The organism is Azospira sp. MPR-E4 (assembly GCF_058809645.1).
The window spans coordinates 63915-77010 of sequence record NZ_JBXAST010000005.1 but is presented as its reverse complement, the minus strand read 5'-3'; the positions used below and the strand labels follow the sequence as shown (position 1 = coordinate 77010).

Annotated in this window: 12 protein-coding genes; all 12 read right to left on the bottom strand. The window is 66.3% G+C overall.

What is annotated here, in order from left to right; all coding sequences use genetic code 11:
- Nucleotides 1–18: 18 nt before the first annotated feature.
- The 12 genes from AC1RTA_RS03005 to AC1RTA_RS02950 all read right to left on the bottom strand — a co-directional run bounded on the left by AC1RTA_RS03005 (nucleotide 19) and on the right by AC1RTA_RS02950 (nucleotide 12990).
- The gene (locus tag AC1RTA_RS03005; protein ID WP_492783913.1) at nucleotides 19–2979 is read right to left on the bottom strand and encodes a motility hub landmark protein FimV; all 2961 of its coding nucleotides are present in this window, start codon (nucleotides 2977–2979) and stop codon (nucleotides 19–21) included.
- A 242-nt stretch (nucleotides 2980–3221) separates the two neighbouring features.
- Nucleotides 3222–4355: an aspartate-semialdehyde dehydrogenase gene (gene asd / locus AC1RTA_RS03000; protein ID WP_492783912.1), complete on the bottom strand. Its 1134-nt coding sequence runs from the start codon at nucleotides 4353–4355 to the stop codon at nucleotides 3222–3224.
- A gap of 93 nt (nucleotides 4356–4448) precedes the next feature.
- A complete protein-coding gene (gene leuB, locus AC1RTA_RS02995; protein WP_492783911.1) occupies nucleotides 4449–5513 on the bottom strand; it encodes a 3-isopropylmalate dehydrogenase in 1065 nt (354 codons plus the stop codon).
- Between the two features lie 143 nt (nucleotides 5514–5656).
- Nucleotides 5657–6295: a 3-isopropylmalate dehydratase small subunit gene (gene leuD / locus AC1RTA_RS02990; RefSeq protein ID WP_109040228.1), complete on the bottom strand. Its 639-nt coding sequence runs from the start codon at nucleotides 6293–6295 to the stop codon at nucleotides 5657–5659.
- The gene (locus AC1RTA_RS02985) at nucleotides 6295–6417 is read right to left on the bottom strand and encodes an entericidin A/B family lipoprotein (protein WP_014238212.1); all 123 of its coding nucleotides are present in this window, start codon (nucleotides 6415–6417) and stop codon (nucleotides 6295–6297) included. Before AC1RTA_RS02985 ends, leuD begins: the two co-directional genes overlap by 1 nt.
- A 20-nt stretch (nucleotides 6418–6437) precedes the next feature.
- A complete protein-coding gene (gene leuC / locus AC1RTA_RS02980) occupies nucleotides 6438–7844 on the bottom strand; it encodes a 3-isopropylmalate dehydratase large subunit (protein ID WP_130458845.1) in 1407 nt (468 codons plus the stop codon).
- Nucleotides 7845–7936: 92 nt separating this feature from the next.
- Complete coding sequence (locus AC1RTA_RS02975) at nucleotides 7937–8809, bottom strand: M48 family metallopeptidase (RefSeq protein ID WP_492783441.1); 873 nt, start codon at nucleotides 8807–8809, stop codon at nucleotides 7937–7939.
- A gap of 30 nt (nucleotides 8810–8839) precedes the next feature.
- The gene (locus tag AC1RTA_RS02970) at nucleotides 8840–10006 is read right to left on the bottom strand and encodes an MFS transporter (RefSeq protein ID WP_205229940.1); all 1167 of its coding nucleotides are present in this window, start codon (nucleotides 10004–10006) and stop codon (nucleotides 8840–8842) included.
- A gap of 67 nt (nucleotides 10007–10073) precedes the next feature.
- Nucleotides 10074–11180 carry a chorismate synthase gene (gene aroC, locus AC1RTA_RS02965; protein WP_492783910.1) on the bottom strand — a complete coding sequence of 369 codons (1107 nt, stop codon included), beginning with the start codon at nucleotides 11178–11180 and terminating at the stop codon, nucleotides 10074–10076.
- A 99-nt stretch (nucleotides 11181–11279) separates the two neighbouring features.
- Nucleotides 11280–11933 carry an RluA family pseudouridine synthase gene (locus AC1RTA_RS02960; RefSeq protein WP_492783909.1) on the bottom strand — a complete coding sequence of 218 codons (654 nt, stop codon included), beginning with the start codon at nucleotides 11931–11933 and terminating at the stop codon, nucleotides 11280–11282.
- A gap of 80 nt (nucleotides 11934–12013) precedes the next feature.
- The gene (locus tag AC1RTA_RS02955; RefSeq protein ID WP_152088869.1) at nucleotides 12014–12430 is read right to left on the bottom strand and encodes a DUF411 domain-containing protein; all 417 of its coding nucleotides are present in this window, start codon (nucleotides 12428–12430) and stop codon (nucleotides 12014–12016) included.
- Nucleotides 12424–12990 (bottom strand): ankyrin repeat domain-containing protein, encoded by a 567-nt coding sequence (locus AC1RTA_RS02950; RefSeq protein WP_492783908.1) that lies wholly within the window; start codon nucleotides 12988–12990, stop codon nucleotides 12424–12426. Before AC1RTA_RS02950 ends, AC1RTA_RS02955 begins: the two co-directional genes overlap by 7 nt.
- Nucleotides 12991–13096 lie beyond the last annotated feature (106 nt).

The following is a 13096-nucleotide window of genomic DNA, read 5'->3' as shown; positions in this document are numbered from 1 at the left end:
GCGGAACGAGGACGGCGCTCAGCTGCCGACGCGCTCCATCAGGGTGCGGGCCACGTCCTGCTGTTCGGCATTGCCTTCGCCGAGCACTTCCTGCAGCAGTTCCCGTGCCCCTTCCAGATCGCCCATTTCTTCATAGGCCTTGGCCAGATCCAGCTTGGTCGCCACCTCCTGCCAGCGGGCATCGTCGCCCTCGGCATCGGCGGCCTGCTCGGCTTCCAGCTGAGCCTCCAGCTGGGCGCCCAGTTCCGGATTGACCACGGTTTCGGCGGAGTCGAAAGACGGAGCCGGTGCAGCAGTCACCTCCTCCATCGCCAGCTCGGGCATGACCACGGTTTCATCCGCCGCCGGCGTCAGGGTGGTCTCGGCCGCGGCTGCAGCAAGGTCATCCAGGCTGAGGGCTTCGTCGGCAACTTCCGGCAGCACCACGGTGTCGTCGGCGGCACTGACGGCCGGCTCGGCAGCCGGCGCGGGCGCCGCATCCAGGTCCAGATTGATGCTGGAGAGATCGAAGGCGCGGGGCGCCTCTTCCACCGGCAGGGCCTCGTCATCCAGCTGGATGTCCAGGTCGCCGCCGGGGGCTTCCGCGGTGATGGAAACAGGCTCTTCGGCCCCAGCCCCCAGATCGAGGTCGAAGTCGATGATGTTGTCGGCAGGAGCCGCCGGGGCTGCCTCAGGGGCCGCTTCCGGCAGCTGGAAGTCCAGCACTTCGGGCTCGGCAGCGGCGGCCGGGGCGGGCTCGGCCGCGCCCAGATCCAGGTCGAAGTCCATGGCGCCGGGCAGGGCGGCTTCAGGTTCGGCGGCGACGTCGGCAGCGGTATCGGTCTGGGGCGCGGCAGGAGCCTCGAGACCCAGGTCGAAGTCCAGACTGACCAGATCGGGCACCGGCTCGGCCGCCGCTTCCTGGGGCGCTTCCACCACCGGCAAGGGCTCCGCTTCGGCAGCGGCTTCAGCCAGCTGGGACAGGGTGCCGGGCATGGTCACCGTATCCTTCAGCTGCTCGGCACCGACGATCATGGTGGCATCGGGATCGAAATCGGCAGCAGCAGCCGCGGGCGCCGGGTTGCCGCCGTAGAGCGGGTTGGCCGGGTCCAGCTTGGCGCCCATGGCGGCAGCCTTTTCCCACTCGGCGCCAACGCCGCCGGTCTGGGCGTAAAGCTCGCTGGCCAGGGTTTCGAACTGCTTGACGGCCTTGCGGTTGGCGTAGATTTCCAGCAGCTTGACGTGGATGGCGAAGCGCTTGGGATCCTTCTGCATGGCTTCGAGAAGGATTTCCTCGGCCTGGGCATCCCGGCCGTAGGCCATGTACACATCGGCTTCGGCCACCGGATCGACTTCGTCGGTATCGATGGTGCCGGGACCCGCCTGGCTGAAATCGGTGGCCGGGGTGTTGGAGGTATCCACACTCTGGCCGCCGGTGCTCTTGAACACGGAATTGGCGCCCAGACTCGGCTGGGACAGGGAGCTGGTGGGCGGCAGGGTGGCCTCGCCGGCGGGAGCCTGGCGACGGCGACGGACCACGGCCAGGGCGCCGAGGCCGGCGATGGCGACCAGGCCGCCGCCCAGGAGGGGCAGGTTGTCCAGCAATTCATCCACCAGACTGGGCTCTTCCACCGGGGCCGGCGGCGGCACCACCACCGGCGGCTTCGGTGCCGGCGTGGGCTCAGGCTTGGCTTCCGGTGCAGCAGCTTCGGCCGGTTTGTCCTCCGGCTTGGCGGCCTCGGCGGGCTTGGCTTCCTCAACCTTGGGCGGTTCGGGCTTGACCTCGGGCTTGGGCGGTTCCACCGGCGCCGTTTCGGCAGGCTTGGCAGGGGCGGCGGCGGGCAGCGGGGCCGCTGCGGCCGGCTTGGCCGCGGCCTGCTTCTGCAGATCGGCCAGGTTCTGGTTCTTCAGTTCCAGCAGCTTCTGCAGTTCGCTGACGTTCTTCTCCAGGGCCGCCATGCGTTCGTTGGCGTCCTTGAGGGCCTTGTCCTTGGCAATCAGATCCTCTTCGCTGGCCTTGCCGGCACCGGCCTTGCCCGTGGCCGGACCTTCGGTCTTGGCGACCTTCACCTGGTCCTTGGGTGCAGCGGCCGGCGCGGCCTTGTCTTCCACCTTGGCGGTGACGCGGCCGGCAACGGCCTGGGTGGCGCCGTCGTCCTTGGGCGCCTCCTGGGCCACGGCCCCGGCCAGCTTGCGGCGGTAGGCATTCCAGTCCGAGGACTGGGCAAAGACGATCTTGCGCGCCTCGCTCTCGGAGACAGCAGCGACGGACTCCTTGTCCGGCACCGCCAGAATCTTGCCGGCCTTGAGGCGGTTCATGTTGCCGCCGTCAAAAGCCTCCTTGTTGGCCCGGTACAGGCCCACCAGCATCTGCTCCAGGGAGACGCCCTCGTGCACGGTCTCGCCGGCAATCTTGCGCAGGGTGTCGCCCTTCTTCACCTCGACGCTGCCCACGGCAGCAGCGGGCTGCTCAGCGGTCTTTTTCTCGGCGGCGGGCCGTGCCTCTGCCACCGGCTTTTCTTCCGCCGCCACCTTGGGTTTGCGGCTGGCAGTCACCTTGGCAGGTTTCTCTTCCACGGCCCGGGCGGCCGGCTTCTCTTCCACGGGCGCCAGGGGACGGGTTTCAAGACGGGGAGGCTGCTTGGCCTCGACCGTGGACACCTGGGCACCGCCCTTGATGGCCATTTCCGGCGGATCGAGGAGGAAGGTGTATTCGCGCACCAGGCGACCGGAGGGCCAGCTCAGCTCCAGCAGCATGTCCACGAAGGGGTCGTTGATGGGCTTGTCCGAACTGATGCGGATGACCGGCTGGGCGCCCTTCTGGTCCAGGGAAAATCTGATGCCGAGCAGGGTGGAAGCGTATTCGATGCCGGCCTGGGCAAAGGCATCCTGGGAGGCCAGGCGGGCCGTCATGTTGGACAGTTCCGCCTTGGTGGCGGAGACCTCCACTTCGGCGCGCAAGGGCTGCCCCAGACCGGAATAAACGGTGATCTTTCCCAACCCTGCCGCATCCGCCGCGAAAGGCATACACGCAAGCGCGGTTGCCAGGAGCGAGGCACGAATTTTCATATTGGTATCTTTAGTTTTGGCCACGGCGCCACCCTGAGCGTCGATTTTGGAAGAAATAAAATAACATCAGCAAGTTAGCCATGCAAGCTAATCTTTATTCTAATGTAGTTATCCCTTTTGTATAACAAAACCGGGGCTCTCGGCCCCGGTTCTGGTATTGGCTCCCGGCCGGATCAGGCTTCGAGCAGAATGCGCAGCATGCGGCGCAGGGGTTCGGCAGCGCCCCACAGCAACTGGTCACCGCAGGTGAAGGCGGCCAGGTACTCGGGACCCATGGCCATCTTGTGCAGACGGCCGACGGGCACGGTCAGGGTGCCGGTGACGGCGGCTGGGGTCAGCTCACGCTCGGAAATCTCGCGCTCGTTGGGCACCACCTTGGCCCACTGGTTGGCCTTGGCCAGCATGTCGCTGATCTCGTCCAGGGGCACATCCTTCTTCAGCTTGATGGTGAGGGCCTGGGAGTGGCAGCGCATGGCGCCGATACGCACGCAGAGGCCATCGATGGGAATGGAGCCCTGGCTACGGAAAGCGGGCTTGCCCAGGATCTTGTTGCATTCGGCACCGCCCTTCCACTCTTCCTTGGACTGGCCGTTGTCCACGGGTACGTCGATCCAGGGGATCAGGCTGCCGGCCAGGGGAGTATTGCGGAAGTTCTTCTTGGGGAAGGCGTCGGAACGGATGGTTTCGGCCACCTTGCGGTCGATTTCCAGGATGGCGGAAGACGGGTCGGCCAGCAGGTCGGCCACGGAAGCGTGGATGGTCCCCATCTGGGCGATCAGCTCGCGCATATTCTGGGCGCCGGCGCCGGACGCGGCCTGGTAGGTCATGGAGGTGGCCCACTCGATCAGGTCGTTCTGGAACAGGCCGCCCAGGCCCATCAGCATCAGAGAAACGGTACAGTTGCCGCCGATCCAGTTCTTGCCGCCCTTAGCCAGGGAATCCTGGATGACGTTCTTGTTCACCGGGTCAAGGATGATCACGGCGTCGTCGGCCATGCGCAGGGCGGAGGCGGCGTCGATCCAGTGGCCGTTCCAGCCGGCAGCGCGCAGCTTGGGGAAGACTTCCTTGGTGTAGTCGCCACCCTGGCAGGTGATGATGATGTCGCAGGTCTTCAGGGCATCCACGGACATGGCGTCCTGCAGGGGAGCAGCCGCCTCCTTACCACCGAACACCGGGGCCTTGCCGCCGGCGTTGGAAGTGGAGAAATACACCGGTTCGATATGGGCAAAATCACCCTCTTCCACCATGCGCTGCATGAGGACGGAACCGACCATACCGCGCCAACCAACCAGACCAACTCGCTTCATCACTGCTTCCTTGGGTAAGAACTTAATGAATATGTAACGGTATCACAGGCGGCGAGGTTTACCACCCCGCCGCTATCAAGGTTTTGCCTGGGATTACAGGGCGGCCAGGACCGCGTCGCCCATCTGCCTGGTGCCCACCTTGGTGGTACCCGGCTCGTAGATGTCGCCGGTGCGATAACCCTGGGCCAGCACCTTCTTCACGGCGTTTTCCACCTTCACGGCGGCTTCTTCCATATTGAAGGTGTAGCGCAGCATCATGGCAGCGGAGAGGATGGTGGCCAGGGGATTGGCCACGCCCTTGCCGGCGATGTCCGGGGCGGAACCGTGGGAGGGCTCGTAGAGGCCCTTGTTGTTGGCGTCCAGGGAGGCGGAGGGCAGCATGCCGATGGAGCCGGTGAGCATGGAGGCTTCGTCGGAGAGGATGTCGCCAAACATGTTGCCGGTGACCATCACGTCGAACTGCTTGGGATTGCGTACCAGCTGCATGGCGGCGTTATCCACCAGCATGTGGGAAAGTTCCACATCCGGGTATTCGGGGGCCAGTTCGTTGGCGATGTCGCGCCACAGCTGGGTGGTTTCCAGCACGTTCATCTTGTCCACCGAGCACAGCTTCTTGTTGCGCTTGCGGGCAGCCTCGAAGGCCACGCGCAGGATGCGGCGGATTTCGGATTCGCTGTAGTGCATGGTGTTGAAGCCGAAGCGCTGCTTCTGGCCGTCGATCTCGCGCTCCTCGATGCCGCGGGGCTGGCCGAAGTAGATGTCGCCGGTCAGTTCGCGCACGATGAGGATGTCCAGGCCGGCCACCACTTCGGGCTTCAGGGTGGAGGCATTGGCCAGTTCCGGATAGAGGATGGCGGGGCGCAGGTTGGCAAACAGGTTGAGTTGCTTGCGGATGCCCAGCAGGCCACGCTCAGGGCGCTGTTCCCGGGGCAGGGTGTCCCACTGGGGACCACCCACGGCGCCCAGCAGCACGGCATCGGCGGCCTGGGCCAGTTTCTGGGTGGCTTCCGGATAGGGATTGCCGGTGGTGTCCACGGCGCAGCCGCCGAGCAGGGCGGTTTCCATCTCGAAACCCAGGTTCAGGGCTTCCAGCACGCGCACGGCTTCCGCCATGATTTCGGGACCGATGCCGTCACCGGGGAGAACGCAAATTTTCATTTTGAGAACCTTAAAGGACTTGGCCACAGAGGGCACAGAGAACACAGAGGTTGAAACCTCGCGGTGCCACGGACACCTGCGTTAACAGGCCAAATCCGCTGCCTTTCTCTGTGAACTCTGTGTCCTCTGTGGCAAAAATTAGATCAGGAAAACAGCCAGGGCTGTTCGGCCCGGCGGCGCTCCTCGAAGGCCTTGATCTTGTCGGCATGGCGCAGGGTCAGGCCGATGTCGTCCCAGCCGTTGAGCAGGCATTCGCGACGGAAGGCATCCACTTCGAAGGGAATGGCGTGACCATCGGGGCGCACCACCTTCTGCTGCTCCAGATCCACCACCAGCTTGAAGCCCGGGGTGTATTCGGTGAGGCCGAACAGGGCATCGATCTCGGCCTTGGGCAGGACGATGGGCAGGATGCCGTTCTTGAAGCAGTTGTTGAAGAAGATGTCGGCGAAGGATTCGGCGATGACCACGCGGAAGCCGTAGTCCAGCAGGGCCCAGGGGGCGTGCTCGCGGGAGGAGCCGCAGCCGAAGTTGCTGCGGGTCAGCAGCACGGAGGCGCCCTGGTAGCGCTGCTGGTTGAGCACGAAGTTCGGATTCAGGGGCCGCTTGGAGTTGTCCATGCCCGGCTCGCCGTGATCCATGTAGCGCCACTCGTCGAAGGCGTTGGGACCGAAGCCGGAACGCTTGATGGACTTGAGGAACTGCTTGGGGATGATGGCGTCGGTATCGACGTTGTTACGGTCGAGGGGGGCCACCAGGCCGTCGAGTTTGGTGAATGCCTGCATTATTTGGTCGCCTTCTGGATGGCCTCGCCACCCTTTTCGATGTCCTGGCCGATACCGCGCACGGTGTTGCAGCCGGCGGACAGAAAAGCCAGGGCTGCGAGAATCAGGGTCAGTTTCTTCATGGCTCTAATCTCCTCGGTCTTCAGAGAATGTCACGCACATCGGCGAAATGACCGGCGATGCCGGCGGCCGCGGCCATGGCCGGACTCACCAGGTGGGTACGGCCACCGGGGCCCTGACGGCCTTCGAAATTGCGATTGGAGGTGGAGGCGCAACGCTCGCCCGGCTCCAGCCGGTCGGCATTCATGGCCAGGCACATGGAGCAGCCCGGCTCGCGCCACTCGAAGCCGGCGGCAACGAAAATCTTGTCCAGGCCTTCGGCCTCGGCCTGGCGCTTGACCAGACCGGAGCCCGGCACCACCAGGGCCAGCTTGACGTTGGCAGCCTTCTGCCGGCCCCGCACCACGGCGGCGGCTTCGCGCAGGTCCTCGATGCGGGAATTGGTACAGGAACCGATGAAGACCTTGTCGATGGCGATCTTCTTGATTTCCAGATTGGGCGTCAGGCCCATGTACTGCAAGGCCCGCTCCATGCCTTCGCGCTTCACCGGGTCGGCTTCCTTGGCCGGGTCCGGCACGGTGGCGCCGATGGGCACCACCATTTCGGGGGAGGTACCCCAGGTCACCTGGGGCTGGATTTCCTCGGCCTTCAGATCGACGGTGCAGTCGAAGCAGGCGCCTTCGTCGGACTTCAGGGTGCGCCAGTAGGCCACCGCCTTGTCCCAGGTCTCGCCCTTGGGCGAGAAGGGGCGGTCCTTCAGGTAATTGATGGTGGTGTCGTCCACCGCCACGAAACCCATGCGGGCGCCGGCCTCGATGGCCATGTTGCACAGGGTCATGCGGCCTTCCATGGAGAGACCGCGGATGGCGGAGCCGCCGAATTCGATGGCATAGCCGGTACCGCCGGCGGTGCCGATCTTGCCGATGATGGCCAGGGCCACGTCCTTGCCGGTGACGCCCTTGCCCAGCTTGCCCTCGACGCGGATCAGCATGGACTTGGACTTCTTCTGGATCAGGCACTGGGTGGCCATCACGTGCTCCACCTCGGAGGTGCCGATGCCGTGGGCCATGCAGGCGAAGGCGCCGTGGGTGGAGGTGTGGGAGTCGCCGCAGACCACGGTCATGCCGGGCAGGGTGGCGCCGTTTTCCGGGCCCACCACATGCACGATGCCCTGCCGCATGTCCTTGAAGGGCCAGTAGGCGAGAGCGCCCACTTCACGGATGTTGGCGTCCAGGGTTTCCACCTGCTGGCGGGAAATGGGGTCCTTGATGCCCTCTTCCCAGTGGTCCGTGGGGGTATTGTGGTCGGCGGTGGCGACGATGGAGGAGACGCGCCAGGGCTTGCGGCCGGCCAGCTTCAGACCCTCGAAAGCCTGGGGGCTGGTCACTTCATGGACCAGGTGGCGGTCAATGTAAATCAGCGCAGTGCCATCGGCTTCTTCATGTACCACATGGTTCTGCCAGAGCTTGTCGTAGAGGGTTTGCGGCATTTTTGTTCCGGCCTTGGGAAAAGGGTGGAAATTTTATCGCAAAAAGGCGTTTTCAGGGCCGCCCGGGGCCTGGGGGACTGGAAACCCCTGTCTCATTTCCGTCGTTTTGCCGGTTTCTCGGCGCCTTCCCTGGCGGCATCCTTCGCCGGCTCTCCCGCCTTTTCCCGCTCCGCTCCGGACGCGGCCTCCGGGGCCGCTTCGCTGCGGGGCACGTAGTAGCCCATGGCCTCGGGCAGCCACTGCTGGATCTGGCGGATGCGGGTGCTGTCCGCCGGGTGGGTGGAAAGAAACTCAGGCGGCTTGCCTTCCCGCTTGCTCTCCTCGGCCATGCGCTGCCACAGGGCCAGGGCCGCATGGGGGTCGTAGCCGGCCTTGGCCATGTAGATCAGGCCCATGCGGTCCGCCTCCGATTCCTGCAGGCGCGAATAGGGCAGCAGGTAGCCCACCGCCGCCCCGGCGCCGAGCAGGCCGGCGTACATATTGGCCTTGCGCGAGTCGCTGGCGGAAACCACCACCGCAGCCGTCAGCCCGGCCACCAGCATCTGCTGGCTCATGCGTTCGCCCCCGTGGCGGGCAATGGCGTGGGCCACCTCGTGGCCGACCACCGCCGCCAGGCCCGCATCGTCCCGGGTCAGGGGCAGGATGCCCGTATAGACGGCCACCTTGCCGCCGGGCAGGCAGAAGGCATTGATGGCCTTGTCGTTCTCCACCACCTTGAATTCCCACTGGTAGTTCTTGCCCGTGGCAGCGGCAATGCGCTTGCCCACCCGCTGCAGCTGGGCATTGAGGGCCGGATCGTCGGAAATCTTTTCCTTTTTCAGAATGTCCTCGTAGGAACGCAACCCCATCCGCACCTCCTCCCCTTCGCCGAGCAGCAGCAGCTGGCTGCGCCCGGTCAGGGGCACCGTCTGGCAGGCGGTAAAGAGGAGGACGGCGGAGGCAAGAAGCCAGGGACGCAGGTTCATGGCGCAATCAATCCGGAAGAAAGTGAATACTCAACGCACCGGGGCCGCCGGGGCTGACTCGTCCCGCACCCAGCCGGCCACCAGGACCAGGCCGCAGACGGCAAACAGGGCGCCGATGCCGAAGGTGGCGGCATTGCCCAGGCCGTCCCAGGTCCAGCCGCTGACCAGGCCGCCGAGGAGGCCGCCGGCGCCGAAGGAGAGACTGGAATAGAGGGCCTGCCCGCGGGCCTGGCAGCGCCCCGGAAACCAGCGGTTGATGGCGGCGATGGCCGCCGCATGGTAGGCGCCGAAGGTGAGGCCGTGCAACAGCTGGGCGCCGAGCAGGACCGGCAGGGAATCCACGCCCCAGCCGATGAGCAGGAAACGCAGCACGGCGGCGGCAAAACTGGCCAGCAGCACCTGGCGCAGGGAGAAGCGGCGCAGCAGGCGGGCCATGAAGAAAAAGACGCCGATCTCGGCGATCACACCGAGAAACCACAGGCTGCCCACCAGGGTCTTGCTGTAGCCGTGGTCGGCCAGGTAGATGGAATAGAACAGGTAGAGGGCGCCATGGGCCGCCGACATGAGAAAACAGGCCCCCAGCAGGGCCCGCACCCGGGGCTGGGCCAGGATGGTGGATACGGGCGGCGTCGCCACGTGCTGGGGCGGCGTCGGGCTCTCCGGCACCAGCAGGGCGAAGGCCAGGATGCCGCCCATGAGGGCGAAGGACATCCACAGCACACTGGCCGGCGGCAGGTAATCGAGCAGGGCGCCGGTGGCCAGCACGGTGACGATGTAGCCGATGGAGCCCCAGATGCGCACCCGGCTGTAGCGGGCCGGTTCGGCGTGGAGATGGTCGAAGACCACGGTTTCCATGAGGGGCAGGGCCGCTGACCAGAAGAAGGCCAGCAGGGCCATGGCGCCGAGCAGGGGCACCAGGGTCTGGGCGAAGAAGAACAGGTTGAAGACCACCACGCTGACCCCGGCCGCCAGCCGCACCAGGGGAATGCGCACGTGCAGGTGGTCCGCCAGCCAGCCCCAGACGGCAGGGGAGCACAGGCGCATGAGGGCCATCTGGCTCAGGATCAGGCCGATTTCCCAGGAGGAAAGGCTCAGGGACTGGAGATATAGCCCGAAATAGGGCTGGAAGACGCCGACGAAGGCGAAATGGAAGAAGTAGTAGCCGGAGAGGCGCCAGTACGGCAGGGATGGGTGCATCCGGCGATTTTACCGGATGCACGGCCCCGGGCTCATGCCTTCGCCGCGGGGCCTGACAAGGGACCGATCAGCCGCGGCCGGGAGCGGCCGGCAGGCGGGGCGTGGCGCAGACCACATCGCCGCACTGGGCGCGGTGGCGCAGGGCATGGTCCATCAGTACCAGGGCCAGCATGGCCTCGGCGATGGGTGTGGCGCGGATGCCGACGCAGGGGTCGTGGCGGCCTTCGGTGGCCACTTCCACCGCATTGCCCTGCACATCCACCGAACGGCGCGGCTGGGCGATGGAAGAAGTGGGCTTGATGGCCATGTTTACCACGATGTCCTGGCCCGTGGAAATGCCGCCGAGGACGCCGCCGGCGTGGTTGGAGAGGAAGCCCGCCGGAGTCATCTCGTCGCCGTGCTCGCTGCCCTTCTGGGCGATGCTGGCGAAACCGGCGCCGATCTCCACGCCCTTGACGGCGTTGATGCCCATCATGGCGTAGGCGATTTCCGCATCCAGGCGGTCATAGACCGGCTCGCCCCAGCCCGGCGGCACACCGGTGGCGGTGACGGTGATCTTGGCGCCGACCGAATCCAGGGACTTGCGCAGGGCGTCCATGTAGGCCTCCAGCTCCGGCACGATGGCGGCGTTGGGGGCGAAGAAGGCATTGCCGTCGATGGCGGCGGCGTCCACGAAGGGAATCTCGATGGGACCCAGCTGGCTCATCCAGCCCCGGATGCTGATGCCGTAGCGCTGCTGCAGCCACTTGCGGGCAATGGCGCCGGCGGCCACGCGCACCGCGGTTTCCCGGGCGGAGGAACGACCGCCGCCGCGGTAGTCGCGGAAGCCGTACTTCTGGGTGTAGCCGTAATCGGCATGGCCGGGACGGAAGGTGCTGGCGATGTTGCCGTAGTCCTTGCTGCGCTGGTCCTGGTTGCGGATCAGGAGGCCGATGGGCGTGCCGGTGGTCTTGCCCTCGAAGACGCCGGAAAGAATCTCCACCGTATCCGGCTCCCGCCGCTGGGTGACGTGGCGGGAGGTGCCGGGCTTGCGCCGGTCCAGTTCGGCCTGGATGTCGGCCTCAGTCAGCTCCAGCCCGGGAGGGCAGCCATCGACGACGCAGCCGATGGCCGGGCCGTGGGATTCGCCGAAGGAAGTGACCGTGAACAGGGTGCCGATAGTATTGCCGGACATGGGCGCAGAAACCTTGTGCTGGAAAGGTTTCGGAGTTTATCACAGGCCCGCCCGGCGCCCTCCCCGGCAAGGACGGCCGAGGCGTGGAAGACGCCGGTTTCAGAAGGGCGGCGGCGACTCGAAGCGGATGGCCTCGTCGGTGATGGGATGGCGGAATTCGAGGCGGGAGGCGTGCAGCAGCAGACGTTCGGCCCGCGCCTGGGCCGGCCCGGCATACAACTCGTCCCCCAGGATGGGATGGCCGATGGCCGCCATGTGTACCCGCAGCTGGTGAGTGCGGCCGGTCACCGGCTCCAGCTCCACCCGGGAACAGTCCCCGGCGGCATCGGCGGCCAGGCGGCGGAAACGGGTCAGGGAAGGCTTGCCCTCCTGGAAATCCACTTTCTGCCGGGGCCGGTTGGGCCAGTCCACGATCAGGGGCAGATCCACCTCCCCTTCCTTGTCCTGCAGCACGCCGGCCACCACCGCCTGGTAGCGCTTGCTCACCTTGCGCTCGCGGAACATCTCGAACAGCTTTTTCTGCATGGCCGGCCCCCGGGCCAGCACCAGCAGGCCGGAAGTGTCCATGTCCAGCCGGTGGGCGATCATGGCGTCGGCAAAGACCGCCTGCACCCGGGACACCAGGCAGTCCGCCTTGTCCTCGCCGCGGCCGGGCACGGAAAGCAGGCCGGCCGGCTTGTTGACCACCACCAGGGCGCCGTCTTCGTAGAGCAGGTCGAGGCCTGCATCGGGGGGAGGCTGATAGGAAATCACGGAAGCTGCCAGGTCGCAAAAAAGGCGCAGCCTACCTCAAGAAGGCGCCGCCCGGCCACCGCCGGCCCGGGAACGGCGGCTCAGGGCGCCGCCGGGAAGGGGGCGGAACGGCCGCCCCAGAACATCAGCTCGGTCTGGCCGGCGGGCGCCGGCGTGCCGGCCCGGGCCAGACCCAGGGCCACGGGCTTTTCCTTGAGCAGCTGGCGGATCAGGGCCGGCGGCACCGGCCCCTCGATGATGTAGCCGCCGGTGCGGGCAGTGACGAAGGAGGCGAAATTCTCCGGCACCGCCAGCCAGCGGCGGGTGGAGGCCACGCTCACCACTTCGTTGCGGCGCACGGTAAAGCCGTTGGCGCGCAACTGGGCTTCCCATTCACCGCAGGGACGGCAGGCGGATTCGTGGAAAATCTCGATCACCGGTGCCCCGCCCTCCTGGGCATGCAGGGGCAGGGCCGGGGCCAGCAGGGCCAGGCACAGCAGCAGGCGGCGGTTCAGCATCCGGCTTTCCCCGGCTTGCAGCCCTTGAGCATCCACAGGGAAATGATGCCCACCGCCTCGTTGGCCATGGTCTTGCGGCCCATGCTGGTGACTGTGCGGCCGTTGCTGGTCACCGCATTGACGTCGGCGCCGGCCTGCAGCAGCAGGGTGGCGTTGGCCGACTTGTCGGCGTAGGCCGCCAGGTGCAGGGGCGTGGCGCCCTCCCCGTCCCGGGCATTGACGTCGGCGCCGGCGGCCAGCAGGGCCTTGACCACGCCGCTGTCCGGATTGGTGGCGGCCAGGTGCAGGGGGGTGGAGCCCATGTCGGTGCGGGCGTCCTTGAGGCTAGGCTGGCGCTTGAGCAGGGCCTGCATCTCGGCGGCCGTGCCCAGGCGGGCCACGTCGTGCACCGGCTGGTCCGGCGACAGGCTCTGGGCGTGGGCATGGGGCGCCAGGAAGACGGAAAGGAACAGGCTGAAGACGACGCCGATGCAAAGGCCGATCAGGGAGCGGAGGGCATAGGGTATGGCACGGTCTCCGGCGACGCAGGAGGGAAAAGCGGGGAACTGGCGTGGGCGCATGGTTTGAGCGAGGTCCGGGAATTTCGTTGGATGCAGCGTAGCATCTACCACCCCCTCGCGGCTTGTCTTTCACCTGCATCAAAACCCGGAGGTGCCGGGGCGGTCG